At 70.8% G+C, this 15,189-nt stretch carries 13 protein-coding genes; 8 read left to right on the forward strand and 5 right to left on the reverse strand.

The annotated features are described in order from the left end of the window. Genes hutH through hutI form a run of 3 tightly spaced genes read left to right on the forward strand, consistent with a single transcriptional unit; the run spans position 1 to position 4,546 of the window. A complete protein-coding gene (gene hutH, locus MME74_RS01480) occupies positions 1-1,542 on the forward strand; it encodes a histidine ammonia-lyase (protein ID WP_267416873.1) in 1,542 nt (513 codons plus the stop codon). Continuing rightward, complete coding sequence (gene hutU, locus MME74_RS01485; protein WP_267416874.1) at positions 1,535-3,292, forward strand: urocanate hydratase; 1,758 nt, start codon at positions 1,535-1,537, stop codon at positions 3,290-3,292. Before hutH ends, hutU begins: the two co-directional genes overlap by 8 nt. Before the next feature lie 12 nt (positions 3,293-3,304). Next, positions 3,305-4,546, forward strand: a complete 1,242-nt coding sequence (gene hutI, locus MME74_RS01490) for an imidazolonepropionase (protein WP_267416875.1) — start codon at positions 3,305-3,307, stop codon at positions 4,544-4,546. A gap of 33 nt (positions 4,547-4,579) precedes the next feature. On the opposite strand, the gene MME74_RS01495 is transcribed toward hutI, so the two are convergent. Genes MME74_RS01495 through MME74_RS01510 form a run of 4 tightly spaced genes read right to left on the reverse strand, consistent with a single transcriptional unit; the run spans position 4,580 to position 9,631 of the window. Next, complete coding sequence (locus MME74_RS01495; RefSeq protein WP_267416876.1) at positions 4,580-6,445, reverse strand: glycogen debranching N-terminal domain-containing protein; 1,866 nt, start codon at positions 6,443-6,445, stop codon at positions 4,580-4,582. Next, positions 6,442-7,284, reverse strand: coding sequence for a carbohydrate ABC transporter permease (locus MME74_RS01500; protein WP_267416877.1), 843 nt, complete (start codon positions 7,282-7,284; stop codon positions 6,442-6,444). Before MME74_RS01500 ends, MME74_RS01495 begins: the two co-directional genes overlap by 4 nt. Continuing rightward, complete coding sequence (locus MME74_RS01505; protein ID WP_267416878.1) at positions 7,281-8,378, reverse strand: carbohydrate ABC transporter permease; 1,098 nt, start codon at positions 8,376-8,378, stop codon at positions 7,281-7,283. Before MME74_RS01505 ends, MME74_RS01500 begins: the two co-directional genes overlap by 4 nt. Before the next feature lie 2 nt (positions 8,379-8,380). Beyond that, positions 8,381-9,631: a sugar ABC transporter substrate-binding protein gene (locus tag MME74_RS01510; protein ID WP_267416879.1), complete on the reverse strand. Its 1,251-nt coding sequence runs from the start codon at positions 9,629-9,631 to the stop codon at positions 8,381-8,383. A 149-nt stretch (positions 9,632-9,780) separates the two neighbouring features. Here MME74_RS01510 and MME74_RS01515 point away from each other — a divergent pair, with 149 nt between their 5' ends. After that, the gene (locus tag MME74_RS01515; RefSeq protein ID WP_267416880.1) at positions 9,781-10,785 is read left to right on the forward strand and encodes a LacI family DNA-binding transcriptional regulator; all 1,005 of its coding nucleotides are present in this window, start codon (positions 9,781-9,783) and stop codon (positions 10,783-10,785) included. Between the two features lie 35 nt (positions 10,786-10,820). Here the strand turns inward: MME74_RS01515 and MME74_RS01520 are convergent, their stop codons facing one another. Then, positions 10,821-12,050 carry an MFS transporter gene (locus MME74_RS01520; RefSeq protein ID WP_267416881.1) on the reverse strand — a complete coding sequence of 410 codons (1,230 nt, stop codon included), beginning with the start codon at positions 12,048-12,050 and terminating at the stop codon, positions 10,821-10,823. 82 nt (positions 12,051-12,132) lie between these two features. Here MME74_RS01520 and MME74_RS01525 point away from each other — a divergent pair, with 82 nt between their 5' ends. The 4 genes from MME74_RS01525 (at position 12,133) to panB (ending at position 15,150) form a co-directional block, all read left to right on the forward strand. Continuing rightward, positions 12,133-12,438: an ArsR/SmtB family transcription factor gene (locus tag MME74_RS01525; RefSeq protein ID WP_267416882.1), complete on the forward strand. Its 306-nt coding sequence runs from the start codon at positions 12,133-12,135 to the stop codon at positions 12,436-12,438. 164 nt (positions 12,439-12,602) lie between these two features. Next, on the forward strand, positions 12,603-13,403 hold the full coding sequence (locus MME74_RS01530) for a DUF2520 domain-containing protein (protein ID WP_267416883.1): 801 nt from the start codon (positions 12,603-12,605) through the stop codon (positions 13,401-13,403). Further along, positions 13,400-14,284 carry a pantoate--beta-alanine ligase gene (panC, locus tag MME74_RS01535; protein ID WP_267416884.1) on the forward strand — a complete coding sequence of 295 codons (885 nt, stop codon included), beginning with the start codon at positions 13,400-13,402 and terminating at the stop codon, positions 14,282-14,284. The genes MME74_RS01530 and panC overlap by 4 nt, the downstream gene beginning before the upstream one ends. Next, on the forward strand, positions 14,281-15,150 hold the full coding sequence (gene panB, locus MME74_RS01540) for a 3-methyl-2-oxobutanoate hydroxymethyltransferase (protein ID WP_267416885.1): 870 nt from the start codon (positions 14,281-14,283) through the stop codon (positions 15,148-15,150). The genes panC and panB overlap by 4 nt, the downstream gene beginning before the upstream one ends. Positions 15,151-15,189 lie beyond the last annotated feature (39 nt).

Below are 15,189 nucleotides of genomic sequence, written 5' to 3' on the forward strand. Positions count from 1 at the left end.
ATGACCGAACTTGCCCCCGTGCTCGTCGGAGCGGCCCCGCTGTCGCCCGCCGATGTCGTCGCTGTCGTCCGTCACGATGCCCCGGTGCGGATCGACGCGGACGCGCTCGCGCGCGTCGCCGACACCCGTCACGTGATCGACGGCCTCGCCGCAGACCCGAACCCGCACTACGGTGTCTCCACCGGATTCGGCGCCCTGGCGACCACCTTCATCGCCCCCGACCGCCGCCTCCAGCTGCAGGCCAGCCTCATCCGCTCGCACGCCGCGGGCACCGGCGCTGAGGTCGAGCGCGAGGTCGTCCGCGGACTCCAGCTCCTGCGCCTGCAGACCCTGGTCTCCGGACGCACCGGCGTGCGCCCGGTCGTCGTCGAGACCTACGCCGCCCTGCTCAACGAGGGCATCACCCCGGTCGTCCGCGAGTACGGCTCGCTCGGGTGCTCCGGAGACCTCGCACCTCTCGCGCACATCGCCCTGGCCGCGATGGGGGAGGGAGAGGTCCGCGATGCATCCGGAGCACTGCTCCCCGCCGCCGAGGCTCTCGCGGCCGCCGGCATCGAGCCGCTGACCCTCGTCGAGAAGGAGGGGCTCGCGCTCATCAACGGCACCGACGGCATGCTCGGGATGCTCGTGCTCGCACTCCACGACCTCGAGACGCTCCTGCTCACCGCCGACATCGCCGCGGCGATGTCGGTCGAGTCGCAGCTCGGGACCGACGCGGTGTTCGCGGCCGACCTGATGGCGCTCCGCGCGCAGACCGGCCAGGCCGAGTCCGCCGCCAACCTGCGCGCCTTCCTCGGCGACTCCCCCATGGTCGCGAGCCACAAGGGTCCTGATGACGGACGCGTGCAGGACGCCTATTCGCTGCGCTGCTCGCCCCAGGTGCACGGCGCCGCCCGCGACACGATGGCGCACGCGGCGCTGATCGCCGGCCGCGAGCTCGCCAGCGTGATCGACAACCCCGTCATCACCCTCGACGGCCGCATCGAGTCCAACGGCAACTTCCACGGCGCACCCGTCGCAGCGGTCCTGGACTTCCTCGCCATCTCGGTCGCCGACGTCGCCTCGGTCTCCGAGCGCCGTACGGACCGCGCGCTGGATCCGGCCCGCAGCCACGGACTCCCGCCGTTCTTGGCGGACGAGGTCGGCGTCGACTCCGGCCTCATGATCGCCCAGTACGCGGCCGCCGGGATCGTCTCCGAGCTCAAGCGCCTCGCGGTGCCGGCATCCGTCGACTCGATCCCGTCGTCTGCCATGCAGGAGGATCACGTGTCGATGGGATGGGCCGCCGCCCGCAAGCTGCGTCGCGCGATCGACGGCCTCGGCCGGGTGCTCGCGATCGAGATCCTCACCGGCGCTCGCGCCCTCGACCTGCGCGCTCCGCTGCAGGCCGGCCCCGCGACCGGAGCCGTGCGCGACCTGGTCCGCACCGTCGCCGCAGGTCCCGGCCCCGATCGCTTCCTCTCCCCGGAGATGGAAGCCGTCACCGCCCTCGTCCAGTCGGGCGACGTCGCCCGCATCGCAAAGGAGCACGCTCATGGCTGAGCCCACCGCCGCATCCGACACCGTCGCATCCGACACCGCAGCATCCGACACCGCAGCATCCGACACCGCAGCATCCGGGACCGCTGTATCCGGCACGACGCGGTCCGGACCGCGCGTCGTCCGGGCCGCCCGCGGCAACCAGCGCACGGCCAAGAGCTGGGGCGCCGAAGCCGCGAAGCGGATGCTGATGAACAACCTCGACCCCGAGGTCGCCGAGCACCCCGAAGACCTGGTCGTCTACGGCGGAACCGGCAAGGCGGCCCGCAGCTGGGAGGCGTACGACGCGATCGTGCGGACCCTCGACGAACTCGAGCCGGATGAGACCCTGCTGGTGCAGTCGGGCAAGCCGGTCGGCGTCTTCCGCACGCACGAGTGGGCGCCGCGGGTGCTCATCGCCAACTCCAACCTGGTCGGGGACTGGGCGACCTGGCCGGAGTTCCGCAAGCTCGAAGAGCTCGGCCTCATCATGTACGGGCAGATGACCGCCGGTTCCTGGATCTACATCGGCACCCAGGGCATCCTGCAGGGAACGTACGAGACGTTCGCCGCCGTCGCCCGCTCGCTCGGTCGCGACTCGTTGCGCGGCACCCTCACCCTCACCGGAGGAGCCGGCGGGATGGGCGGCGCTCAGCCGCTCGCGGTGACCATGAACGACGGGGTGGTGCTGATCGTCGACGTCGACGAGTCGCGACTCACCCGGCGCGTGGAGCACGGCTACCTCGACGAGTACACGACCGACCTCGACGCCGCCGTCGCCCGCGTGCTCGCGGCGAAGGATGCGGGCGAGGCCCTCTCGGTCGGCGTCGTCGGCAACGCGGCCGAGGTCTTCCCCGAGCTGCTGCGCCGTGGCGTGCCGATCGACATCGTCACCGACCAGACCAGCGCCCACGACCCGCTCGCCTATCTCCCGCTCGGCACCGCGGTCGCCGACTGGAAGGCCGAGGCCGAGCGCGACCCCGAGGACTTCACACGGCGGTCGCGTGAGTCGATGGCCGCGCACGTGGCGGCGATGGTGTCGTTCCAGGATGCCGGGGCTGCCGTGTTCGACTACGGCAACTCCATCCGCGCCGAAGCACAGCTGGGCGGCTTCGACCGGGCATTCGCGTTCCCCGGATTCGTGCCGGCGTACATCCGTCCGCAGTTCGAAGAGGGACGCGGGCCGTTCCGCTGGGCGGCGCTCTCCGGCGACCCCGAGGACATCTACAAGACCGACCGCGCCATCGCCGAGCTCTTCCCCGAAGACGCGGCGCTGCACCGCTGGCTGGAGAAGGCCGCCGACAAGGTGCACTTCGAGGGGCTGCCCGCCCGCATCTGCTGGCTCGGCTTCAAGGAGCGGCACCTCGCCGGCCTGAAGTTCAACGAGATGGTCGCCTCGGGAGAGCTCTCGGCCCCGATCGTGATCGGTCGCGACCACCTCGACTCCGGCTCCGTGGCCTCGCCCTACCGGGAGACCGAGGCGATGAAGGACGGCTCCGACGCGATCGCCGACTGGCCCCTGCTGAACGCCCTGCTGAACACGGCCTCCGGCGCGTCCTGGGTGTCGCTGCACCACGGCGGCGGCGTCGGCATCGGTCGCTCGATCCACGCCGGGCAGGTCACCGTCGCCGACGGCAGTGCCCTCGCAGCGGAGAAGCTGGAGCGTGTGCTGACCAACGACCCGGGTACCGGCGTGATGCGTCACGTCGACGCCGGATACGAGCACGCCCGCGAGGTCGCCCGCGAGCGCGGCCTCAAGGTGCCGATGCTCTGAGAGGCTCAGGACATGGCAACGCTGATTACGAACATCGCGGAACTGACCACGAACGTCGCCGGAGACGGTGACCGGACCGGAACCGTGCTGGACGCGGCCCTGCTGATCGAGGACGGACGGATCGCCTGGGTCGGGAGCGCCACGGATACTGCGGATGTTTCGTCTCGCTTCGCTCGCTCGACGAACGAGACGGAGGTGGGCGTTTCGTCTCGCTCCGCTCGCTCAACGGACGAGGCACTCGAAGTCGTGGACGCCGGCGGTCGCGCCATGATCCCTGGGTTCGTCGACAGCCACAGCCACCTCGTCTTCGCGGGCGACCGTGCCGCCGAGTTCGAGGCGCGCATGGCGGGGCAGAAGTATGCCGCGGGCGGCATCCGCTCCACCGTCGCCGCGACCCGGGCGGCGAGCGACGACGAACTGCGCGCACGACTGCGCGGCTTCCTCGACGAGATGCTCGCGCAGGGCACCACGACCGTCGAGATCAAGAGCGGCTACGGGCTGAGCGTCACCGACGAGGAGCGCCTGGTGCGCCTGGCCGCCGAGGTCACGTCCGAGGTGACGTTCCTCGGCGCGCACGTGGTCCCCGCCGAGTACGCCGACCGTCCGGACGAGTACGTCGACCTGGTCGCCGGGCCCATGCTCGACGCCTGCGCTCCGCACGCCAAGTGGGTCGACGTGTTCTGCGAGACCGGTGCCTTCACGGTCGCCCAGTCACGTCGAGTGCTGGAAGCCGGCATCTCGCGCGGACTCGTCTCCCGCGTGCACGCCAGCCAGCTCGGCCCGGGCGAGGGCGTGCGTCTGGCGGTCGAGCTCGGCGCGGCATCCATCGACCACGGCACATACCTGACGGATGCCGACATCGACGCGCTCGCCGGCTCCGACACCGTGCTCACCCTTCTGCCCGGTGTCGAGTTCTCGACGCGGCAGCCGTATCCGGATGCTCGTCGCCTGATCGATGCGGGCGTGACCGTGGCCCTGGCGTGCGACACGAACCCGGGGTCGAGCTTCACCTCGTCGATGCCGTTCTGCATCGCGGTCGCCGTGCGCGACATGGGGATGACCCCCGCCGAAGCCGTGTGGGCGGCGACCGCCGGTGGGGCGAAGGCGCTGCGACGCGACGACGTCGGCGTGATCGCGCCCGGCGCACGGGCCGACCTCGTGCTGATGGAGGCGCCGACGCGCATCCATCTCGCGTATCGGCCGGGAGTCCCGCTCGTGCGGCGGGTGTGGAAAGACGGTGCCGCGGTCGGCTGACCACGACACCGCCCTCCAGGTGGGTGCGCCGAATCAGGCGAGAGCCTGCGCGGTCACCACCGCCGCAGCCGCCGACCATGCCTGCGGGCGGCAAGCAGCGGGATACGGCACGGGGCGTCCGCCCGGGATGCGGGTGTCGCCGGAGTGCAGTTCGGGGACGCGGTAGTGGAAGCCCTCGGCCACGTCGAGCAGCTGCCCGGCGATCGCCTGTGCGTCGTCCACGAGACCGGCCCGCAGCATCCCGTGCACGGCGATGGCGGAGTCATGCGTCCAGACGCTCCCGCCGTGATAGCTCAGCGGCCAGTAGCCCGCGGCGCCGGTGGACATGGTGCGGATGCCGTAGCCGCTCGACATGCTGTCCGCCGTGAGGAGCTCGGCGCACGCGCGCTCCTCCTCGGCGTCGAGGATGCCGGTGCCGAGGAGATGTCCGATGTTGCTGGTGAGCGTGTCGACCGCGGCACCATGGGCGTCGAGGGCGATCGCGGGGTAGTGCCCCTCCGTCGTCGTCACCCAGAACGCGTCGCGGAAGCGCGCGCGCAGGTCGGCGGCCCACGTGCGCAGCTCGTCGGCACCGGGCTCGTCGAGGGCGTCGAGCAGAGCGGCACCGCGCACGGCCGCCTCATACGCGTAGGCCTGCACCTCGCTCAGAGCGATCGGGCCGTCGGCGAGATGTCCGTCGCGCCACTGGATCGAGTCGCCGGAGTCCTTCCAGCCCTGATTGGCGAGGCCGTGTCCGGACTCGTCCGCGTAGTCGATGAAGCCGCTGCCCGAGGCGTCGCCGTGCTCGGTCATCCAGTTCAGGGCCGCACGGAGCGCGGGGAGGAACTCGCGCAGCTCGTCGGTCGAGAGAGCGGCGTCGTGCACGTCGGCGAGGAGGCAGACCCAGAGCGGCGTCGCGTCGACCGTGCCGTAGTACAGCGGCGGCAGGTGCACGCCCTCGTTCGGGAGGGACAGGGCTCCGCTGCGCAGCTCGTGCGGGATCTTGCCCGGAGCCTCGGCGGTGGTGGCGTCGTGCTTCGTGCCCTGGAGGCGAGCCAGTACGCGCAGGGTGGAGACGGCGATGCGGGTATCCACGTCCAGCGCGAGACGCGCCGCCCAGATCGAGTCGCGGCCGAACAGGGTGAAGAACCACGGAGCGCCCGCCGCGTAGAACGCGTCATCGGGGTGGTCCGGGATCGCGAGGCGGAGGGCGGCGAGGTCGGCCGTCGCCTGCTGGAGCCAGCGCGCCGCCCGCGGATCGACGGGAGCCTCGAGGGCCTCGGCCACGGAAGCCGCCGGGGAGGTGACCACGAGGGTGGGGTCGGTGAGCACGAGCGACCAGTCGACGGAGGCCGCGCCGTGCGGCGCCACCTCGACGTCCCATCGCAGGGTGAGCCGTTCCCCGTCGGACGACACGGACGCGCCAGGGGCGCTGAGCGTGAAGGCGGCCTCCCCGGCGCGGCAGGTGGTGCCGTCCCACTCCCAGACCGTCTCCGCGCTCATCCCGGCCTTCACCAGCTGCATGGGAGCGAAGTCGGGGGTCAGGTGCACGGTCAGGGCGATGCGCGCCGGACCTCCGAGGTGGCGGGCGAGCAGGATCCGCTCGGAGAACGCGCCGGGGGCGACCACGCGCTCACGGTCCAGGCGCACCTTCGGATCGGCCGACTCGTCGTCGAGGCCGCGGAGCACGTCGGTGAGGATCACCCGCTGCGGCGTCGGCGAGGAGCACGCGATCGATTCCAGGGACGACCCGTCGACGCGCATCTCCACGGCGCGGATCTGTCGGACGTCACCGTGGTAGATCCCGTGGATCGGTGCGGTGCCCATGCGTCCGGCATCGTCCGCCCACACCTGGGTCGGTGCGTCGAACGCGATCACGGCGTCGGCCAGCAGCGGCTGGAGGGGAGGGGTGGGGGTCATTCCTTGACGGCTCCTTCTGTGGAATTCATGATGCGGCGCTGGAAGATGAAGAACATCACGGCGACGGGGATCGTCATGATGAGCGCGGCCGCCAGCTTGAGGGGGTACTGGGTGCCCTGGCTGAGGCCACCGCTGGCCAGCGAGGCGACGCCCTTGGTCAGGGTCGTCAGCGCGGGGTCGTTGGTCGAGACGATGAAGTGGCTGAGCTCGTTCCAGGAGCCCTGGAACGACAGGATCACGATGGTCACCAGCGCCGGCGTGGCCATCGGCAGCACCACGGACCAGAACAGCCGGAACGTGCCGGCGCCGTCGATCCGGGCCTGCTCCTCCACCGATTCGGGGATCGACTCGAAGAAGTTCTTCATGATGAACACCCCGGCCGCGTCGACGAGCAGCGGCAGGATCATCCCGGCGTAGGAGTTGAAGATGCCGAGCTGGTTGATCACGAGGAACTTGGGGATCAGCAGCACCACGGTCGGCACCGACATCACGGCGACGAGCGCGGCGAAGACGACACCGCGACCGCGGAACCGGAGCCGGGCGAGCGCGTAGCCGGCGAGCGAGTTGAAGAACACGCGGCCGGCCGTGACGAAGACCGTCACGATCGCGCTGTTCACGAACCACGAGGGGAAGTCGGAGTTCCGGAACAGGCGTTCGTACGCCGCGAACGTCCACACATCCGGGATGAGCGTGATCCCGCTGGTCGCGGCATCCTCGTCGGTCTTGAAGCTCGTCGCGACCTGGATGAGGAACGGGTAGATGTAGATGATCGCGAGGACGATCAGCAGGGCGTAGAGCAGCACCTGCCAGGTCAGCTGCTTGCGGGAGAGCCGCCTCATGACGAGGCTCCCTTCGACGGCGACTGGTACGCGCGGATTCGGCGCTTCGAGACCGGGCGATCACGCAGCACCCAGCGCTGCACGAGCGTGAGGATGACGATGATGACGAAGAGGATGAACGCGATCGCCGCGCCCTGACCCCACTCCTGGTTCTGGAACGCGGTCTGGTACGAGAGGTAGGCGGGGGTGAGCGTGGTCTTGCTCGGCGCTCCCCGAGTTCCGGTGTAGATCTGGTCGAACACCTGCCAGCAGCCGATGAGGCCGAGTGTGAGCACGGTGAACAGGGTCGGGCGCAGCTGCGGGAGGGTGATGCGCCAGAACCGCTGCCAGCCCGTCGCGCCGTCCATCATGGCGGCCTCGTCGACGTCGGCGCCGAGGTTCTGCAGACCCGCGAGGAAGATGAGCATGAACGTGCCGGACGTGGTGAAGACGGCCATCATGATGTAGGCGCTCATCGCGACCGACGGTCCGGCGAGCCAATCCCACCAGGAGACGCCCAGTGCTCCACCCTGCGTGAGGGCTGCGGGGCCGGCGTCGGCGCCGACCGTGCTGAGGGCGAGGTGCAGGATGCCGCGGGGGTCGTTGAACCAGTTCGGGCCGTTGATGCCGAACCAGGAGAGCACGTCGTTGACGGCGCCGCTCGAGGTGAAGAGGAACATCCACAGCACGGTGATCGCGACGGTGCTGGTCACCGAGGGGAAGTAGTAGGCGGTGCGGAAGAATCCGCGGCCGCGGAGCATGGCGCGGTTCACGAGAACGGCCAGGAACAGGGCCAAGGCCGTCTGCAGGGGCACGACGAGCAGCACGTACCAGGCGTTGTTGCGCAGCGCCGTGCCGAAGTCCTTCGTCGCGAGACCGCCGTCGGTGAGGGCGGCGGAGAAGTTGTCCGCTCCGACGAACGACACCGAGCCGGAGAGGGGGCTCCCGCGCCCTCCCCAGTCCGAGACGCTCACCCAGAGCGCCATCAGGACGGGGATCAGGAGGAAGACGCCGAGGATCACGATCACCGGCGCGGTGAACAGCCATCCGGCTGCCGCCTCGCCGCGGCGGAGCCCGGAGGCCCCACCGCGGCGAGGCGTTGCCTTGACCGCCATGGTTACTTGACGACCGCTTCGAGGTTCGACTGGACGGAGTCGAGGATCTGCTTCGGGTCGGCGCTCTTCAGCGACTCGAGCTGCGAGTTGAAGTCGGCGATCACGTCGGCGGATCCGGCCTGGTTCGGCGGGAACTGCGCGTAGTCGGCTCCGGCGAGGAACGGCTCGAGAGCCGCGTTCGCGGAGGTCCAGTCGTCAGCGGCGGACTTGACGGACGGCATGGGGCCGAACGCCTGGGAGAACGCGAGCTGGCTGTCGACGCTCGTCAGCGACTGCACGAGGTCGAGGGCGGCCTTCTGGTTGGGGCTGTCGGCGGCCATGCCCCAGCAGTTCGTGAACTGCAGGGTGCCCTTGCCGCCGGGGCCCTCGGGGAGCTCGGCGACGGTGTAGTCGACGCTGCCGAAGTCGTTCGCCATGGCGCCGGTGATCCAGTTGCCCTCGATCACCATCGCGGCGGACTGCTTGCCGAGGGCTTCGCCGCCCCAGCCGGCGCCGACGTCCTTCGCGAACGCGAACGTGCCGTCGGCGAGGTGGCTCTTCACGTAGTCGAGTGCTTCGACGTTGGCGGGGTCGTCGGCGATGACCTTGCCGTCGCTGACGAGGCCGCCTCCCGCCTGCGCCATGAAGACGCCGACGCGCTGGTACTCCGCGCCGAACGCCAGGCCGACGTGGTCGGCCGTCGTGAGCTTCTTCGCGACGGCGGCGAGGTCGTCCCAGCTCTTCGGCAGGTCGGCGTCCGTCAGGCCGGCGTCGGCCCACATCTTCGAGTTGATGATGAGGGCGAGGGTGGAGAAGTCCTTGGGCGCGCAGTAGAACGTGCCGTCGACGGTGAAGTTCTCGACGAGCGAGGGGTAGAAGTCGTCCTTGTTCTCGAGCTGATCCCCGTAGGCCTTCAGCGAGCCCTTGGCGGCGTACCCCGCCGCCTGGTCGGTGGACAGGTAGAAGAGGTCGGCGGGCGCTCCGGCCGCGAAGCCCTGCGAGAGCTCCTGGTCGAGGTTGCTGGCGACCTGGACGGTGACCTTGGTGCCGGAATCGGCGGACCAGGCGTCGACTGCGGACTGCACGGCGGCCGTCTCCGCGTCGCCCGAGGAGCCGATCAGGACCGTGAGCGCGTCGTCGGAGGAGGTGAGCCCTTCCGCATCCGGCTTGTCCTCGTCGCCGGCGAAGCCGGAGCCGCACCCCGTGAGGACGAGCGTGCTGGCGAGCAGGACGGCTCCGGTGCCGAGGACTGCGCGAGTCGTGTGCCGGGTCATGGTCTCTCTCCTTTGATGAGGTGCTGCGGCGATGGCCGAGGGGGCTTCCCGCGAGGGTGTGGCAGGAATTTGAACGATCAAACTCTGCGTGGAATAGGCTAGGCGCGAGGTTCGGGACTGTCAAGCCCGGCAGGGAGCGAGGAGGTGTGATGGCGAAGGCCCCGACCGTCGAAGACGTCGCGGAGCGCGCGGGAGTCTCGCGCCAGACCGTCTCGAACGTGCTGAACACCCCCGACATCGTGCGGCCGGCGACCAGGGAGCGGGTGCTCACCGCGATCACCGAACTGGGCTACCGGCGCCATGCGGCCGCGCGACAGCTGCGACTGCGCCGCAGCTCCACGATCGGCATCCGCCTCGACCCCTACGTCGGCGGGATCTCGGGTGTCGTCCTCGACCGCTTCGTGCACGCGATCACCGAGCGCGCCAGCGAGCGCGGGATGCGCATGCTCGTCTACTCCGCCCGCACACGCGAGGAGGAGATCACGCGGCTGTCGGAGCTCTGGGAGGGCTCGGAGATCGACGCGGCCATCATCACCGGCACCTCGCGGGACGACCCCCGCGTGCGCAGCCTGGACCAGGACGGGCTGCCGTTCATCTCGTTCGGCCGCCCCTGGGGTGAGGACGACATCGCCGACCCGCGGCATCTCTGGGTCGACGTCGACGGAGCCGCGGGCACGCGCGCGGCCACCGCGCACGCGCTCACCCACGGCAGACGCGTGGCCTTCCTCGGCTGGCCGTCCGGCTCCGGAACAGGAGACGACCGGGAGCGCGGCTGGCGGGAGGCGATGGAGGCGGCCGGCGCGCCGGGTCTCCGGCTGACGGCGGAGGAGGGCGTGCCGCTCGCACGGGCCTGCATGGATGCCGCGCTCGCCGCGGGACCGGCTCCGGATGCGGTCGTCTGCGCCAGTGACTCGCTCGCCGTCGGCGCCCTGCTGTCCGTCGCGGCCGCCGGGCTCACGCTCCCGGTGATCGGCTTCGACAACACCCCGACCGCGGAGGCCCTGGGGTTCTCCAGTGTCGAGCAGCGCCCGGAGGATGTGGCGACGGCGATCCTCGAGCTCCTGATGGGTCCGACGGGCGAGATCGTCGCCCCGCGTACCCTGCAGGCAGGCTCCGCACATGCGCTGATCACCCCGGAGCTGGTCGTGCGCTGAGGCGCCGAAGAGCGCCGTGCCGACCGGTGCCCCGCCTACGCCGCGCGCCGCATCCGCAGGCCGAAGGCGATCCCGGCGAGCGCGATCACGACGATGCCGTATCCGACGCACACGGCTTCGAGTCCGACCACACCGACCAGCGCTCCGGCGACGACCGCCGGCACCCCGAACGCCAGGTACGCCAGCAGGTAGATCACCGCGAAGGTGTCGGCCCGCTGCGTCGCCGGGATGCGCGGCGCCAGCGATGCCACCACTCCCGAGAACGCGGTGCCGAATCCCATGCCGGTCACGGCGGCGGCGACGAGGTAGAACGGCAGCGAGCCGAGGCCGAGCGCGATCAGCGACAGCAGGGTCCCGACGGCCAGCGCCGAGGTGCCGAACAGCACCATCGACCGCGCTGCGATCTTCCGCAGCAGGAACGCGGTCACGGCTCCGACACCCGCGAGCAGCACGACGCCGAGTCCCTGCCACACGTGCGCCTCGCCGCCGAGCTCACCGCGCACGATGTTGGCGCCGAGGGACAGGAACAGTCCGCCCGTCGCCCACCCTGCGATCACGGCCGGTGCACCCCGCCAGAAGTCGGCCCGGATCGCGGACGGGATCGACAGGCGGAAGCTCAGCGACGCCCACACCCCGGGCTTGCGCGGAGCGGTCTCGGGGACGAGGAAGAACAGCGCCGCGAGCACGATGTAGGCCGAGCTCAGCGGGGCGAACACGTCGAGCAGGGCCTCGCCGCTGACGTCGAGCATCACGCCCGAGACGAGCGCCCCGAGCGCGAGCCCGATCCCCGGGCTGAGCGCGTTCCACAGGGCCGCGACCCCCGCACGGCCGCCCGGGGCGAAGTCGAGCACGGTCGCCGACAGTGCCGAGATGAGCAGACCGCTCGCGATGCCCTGGAGGATGCGGGCGAGGAACAGCATCGCCACGGCATCCGCGTGCCAGAACAGGAACATGCTCCCCGCCAGCAGCAGGAGCCCGGCGATCACGACCGGACGCCGGCCGACGTGGTCCGAGAGGGAGCCCGCCGTGAGGAGCGTGAGCAGCAGGGCGACGGCATAGACCGCGAACACGGCGCTGATCACGATCGCATCGAAGCCGATGTCCTGCGCGAGCACCGGGTAGAACGGCGACGGCGCGCTCGCCCCGACCATCATCAGGATCTGCGCGACGATCGCCAGCGCGAACCCGAACCGGGTGCGCGGCGCGGCGCCGGACGAAGCGCGTTCGACGACCGACGGGCGGACGATCGGCTCGGTGGTGGTCATGGCGACTCCTCATAAGGTTCGAGAATCATCGAACTATCGGAGCGTACTCGCCATTCGTCGATTGTTCAACTATTCTCGAACCATGCCCGGCGATCTTCCTCACCCGGAGCGCTCCGAGATCCAGCTCACGGACGTGCTCTTCGCGCTCAGCGACCCTGAGCGCCTCGCCATCACGCGCCAGCTCGCCGACGGCCCGCTCGACATGGCCGCCTGCCACGCCACCGATCCGAACCTGCCGAAGTCGACCAAGTCGCACTTCATGAAGGTGCTGCGCGAGGCCGGCGTCATCCGCAACGAGCCCCACGGCCGCCGACGGATGCTGACGCTGCGGCGCGAGGATCTGGACGCGCTCTTCCCCGGGCTGCTGGAGTCGGTGCTGCGCGGCTGATCATCGGGCGAGATCGATCTGACAAGAGATCGTCGTCTTGCTGAACATTTCCTCCTGACTCTGTTCCTCCTGTTTGTCGCATCGCTCTGGGATTTGTCGCGGATGCCGTGAGGGGCGGATACTTCTGGCATCCGCGCCGCCCCCATCCGGCCCGGGGAATCGACATGCAGCCCGCCTCTTCGCTCGCGCCAGGTACGACCATCGCCATCGTCGGCGCCGGTCGTCTCGGCCGCGTGCTCGCGCGGGCCCTCCGAGGGGCGGGGGTCGATGTGCTCGGACCACTCCGGCGCGATCAGTCCATGCCGACCGTCGACATCGCGCTGCTCTGCGTCCCCGACACCGCGATCGCCGCCGTGGCCTTCGTCGCCCGACCGCACGCCCGTCTCGTCGGTCACGTCTCCGGTGTCACCCCGCTCACGCACGTCGACTTCAGCCTCCACCCGCTGCAGACCTTCACCGGCGCGGAGACGCCGGACGTGTTCCAGGGCATCGGCGCCGCGGTCGACGGCCGCACCGATGATGCCCTCCTCCTGGCGGAGCAGCTCGCGCGAGCGGTCGGAGCCGAGCCGTTCCGCATCGACGACGCGCACCGGGCGAGCTATCACGCCGCGGCATCCTTCGCCTCGAACTTCACGCTCACCGTGCTGGATGCGGCGGAGCGGCTCGCTTCGGCCGCGGGCATCCCGAGCACCGACGCGCGCGAGCGGCTGGCCCCGCTCGTCCGGCAGACCGTGGAGAACTGGTCGGCGAGCGGCGCGGCATCCGTCCTCACCGGTCCCATCGCACGCGGTGATGAGGAGACGGTCGCGCGACAGCGGGAGGCGGCCCGCGAGATCGATCTCGACGTGCTGTTCGACGCGCTCGCGACCGCCACCCGGGAGATCGCGACGCGCTCGGCGGATGTGGGGGCTCCTGCCGCAGAGGGCTCGGGTGCGTCCGCGGAGAAGAAGGAGTCACCGGCATGAGGATCCTCCGCACGATCGCCGCCGTCCGAGCCGCGGTGCGCGACGCCCGCAGCGCCGGCGGGACGGTGGGCCTCGTCCCCACGATGGGCGCGTTCCACGACGGCCACCTCTCCCTCATGCGCGCGGCGCGCGCGGCATCCGACCTCGTCGTGGTCTCGCTCTTCGTCAACCCGACCCAGTTCGGCGCGAACGAAGACCTCAGCGCCTACCCCCGTGACGAGGCCCGCGATGCGGCGCTCGCCGAGGCCGAGGGCGTCGACATCCTGTTCGCCCCGGAGCCGTCGGAGATCTACCCGGACGGGTTCGCGACGAACATCCACGTCGCGCGCCTCACCGACGTGCTCGACGGCGCGAGCCGGGGCGCGCACCACTTCGACGGCGTGGCCACCGTCGTCACGAAGCTGTTCGGGATCGTGCGACCGGACACCGCGTACTTCGGACAGAAGGATGCGCAGCAGATCCTGGTGGTGCGCCGCGTCGTGAGCGACCTCGACCTCGATGTGCGCATCGTCCCCTGCCCGATCGTGCGGGAGGCCGACGGGCTCGCCATGAGCTCGCGCAACGTCTACCTCGACCCTGCTGCCCGCGCGCAGGCGACCGCGCTCAACCGTGCTCTCGACGCCGGGGCGGCGGCCTTAGAGGCGGGGCATCGCGACGCCGGAAGCATCCTCTCCGCCGCGCGAGACGTGCTCGGCGACGCGGCGATCGATCCCGAATACCTCGAACTCCGTGATGCCGAGACGCTGCGTCCCCTCGCCCGTGTCGACCGGGATGCCCTGCTCGCCGTCGCGGCGCATGTGGGGGCCGCCCGACTGATCGACAACCACCTCCTGCGCGTCGCCGACGCCCCGACCCCCACCGACACGGAGGCCAGCGCATGAGCGCTCACACCGCTCCTCGTAAGCGCGTCACGCTGGCCGGCCTCGCCGCGCTGAAGCAAGCTCGCGAGCCCATCGTCATGGTCACCGCCTATGACCACCCGAGCGCGCAGATCGTCGAGGCGGCGGGGGTGGACGTCGTGCTCGTCGGCGACTCCGCCGCGATGACCGTCCTCGGCTATGAGAGCACGGTACCGGTCACGGTCGACGAGATGCTCATGCTGACGAAGGCCGTGCACCGCGGGCTGTCGGCTCCGCTGCTCGTGGGCGACCTGCCCTTCGGGTCGTACGAGGCCTCGGACGCGCTCGCCATCGCCACCGCGCAGCGCTTCATCAAGGAGGCGGGGTGCGACCTCGTGAAGATCGAGCGCGGCGGCACGACCGTCGACCGCGCCCGGGCGCTCGTGCAGGCCGGCATCCCCGTCGTGGGGCACGTCGGCCTCACCCCGCAGACCGCCACGGCGCTCGGGGGCTATCGAGCACAGGGCCGCAACGCCGAGGCCGCCCTCGCCGTGATCGACGACGCCCTCGCGCTGCAGGCGGCCGGGTGCTCGATGCTCGTGATCGAGGCCGTGCCGTCGGAGGTGACCGCCGCGCTCGCGCCGCTCCTCGACATCCCCATGATCGGCATCGGCGCCGGCGCGGATGCCGACGGGCAGGTGCTCGTGTTCCACGACCTGCTCGGCCTGTACGACGGTGGTGGTGCCAAGTTCGTCAAGCGCTACGCCGAGCTGCGCCGTGCCGCGATCACGGGTGTCGAAGCGTATGCCGCGGAAGTGCGCGAGGGAGGGTATCCCGCAGCGCAGCACGGGTATGCGATGGTCGAGGGGGAGGCTGCGCGGTTGCGGGAGCTGCTGGCGCGGCGGTGAGGTGCGGTGAGATCTCCTGCACCGAATGCCGGCGCGACG

The sequence above is a fragment of the Microbacterium oxydans genome (assembly GCF_026559675.1).
Taxonomy (GTDB): Bacteria; Actinomycetota; Actinomycetes; order Actinomycetales; family Microbacteriaceae; genus Microbacterium; species Microbacterium oxydans_D.

What these genes read in the sequence shown, in the direction of transcription:
- hutH (WP_267416873.1), top strand. Translation starts at nt 1, where the DNA reads ATGACCGAACTTGCCCCCGTGCTCGTCGGAGCGGCCCCGCTGTCGCCC.
- hutU (WP_267416874.1), top strand. Translation starts at nt 1,535, where the DNA reads ATGGCTGAGCCCACCGCCGCATCCGACACCGTCGCATCCGACACCGCA.
- hutI (WP_267416875.1), top strand. Translation starts at nt 3,305, where the DNA reads ATGGCAACGCTGATTACGAACATCGCGGAACTGACCACGAACGTCGCC.
- MME74_RS01495 (WP_267416876.1), bottom strand. Translation starts at nt 6,445, where the DNA reads ATGACCCCCACCCCTCCCCTCCAGCCGCTGCTGGCCGACGCCGTGATC.
- MME74_RS01500 (WP_267416877.1), bottom strand. Translation starts at nt 7,284, where the DNA reads ATGAGGCGGCTCTCCCGCAAGCAGCTGACCTGGCAGGTGCTGCTCTAC.
- MME74_RS01505 (WP_267416878.1), bottom strand. Translation starts at nt 8,378, where the DNA reads ATGGCGGTCAAGGCAACGCCTCGCCGCGGTGGGGCCTCCGGGCTCCGC.
- MME74_RS01510 (WP_267416879.1), bottom strand. Translation starts at nt 9,631, where the DNA reads ATGACCCGGCACACGACTCGCGCAGTCCTCGGCACCGGAGCCGTCCTG.
- MME74_RS01515 (WP_267416880.1), top strand. Translation starts at nt 9,781, where the DNA reads ATGGCGAAGGCCCCGACCGTCGAAGACGTCGCGGAGCGCGCGGGAGTC.
- MME74_RS01520 (WP_267416881.1), bottom strand. Translation starts at nt 12,050, where the DNA reads ATGACCACCACCGAGCCGATCGTCCGCCCGTCGGTCGTCGAACGCGCT.
- MME74_RS01525 (WP_267416882.1), top strand. Translation starts at nt 12,133, where the DNA reads ATGCCCGGCGATCTTCCTCACCCGGAGCGCTCCGAGATCCAGCTCACG.
- MME74_RS01530 (WP_267416883.1), top strand. Translation starts at nt 12,603, where the DNA reads ATGCAGCCCGCCTCTTCGCTCGCGCCAGGTACGACCATCGCCATCGTC.
- panC (WP_267416884.1), top strand. Translation starts at nt 13,400, where the DNA reads ATGAGGATCCTCCGCACGATCGCCGCCGTCCGAGCCGCGGTGCGCGAC.
- panB (WP_267416885.1), top strand. Translation starts at nt 14,281, where the DNA reads ATGAGCGCTCACACCGCTCCTCGTAAGCGCGTCACGCTGGCCGGCCTC.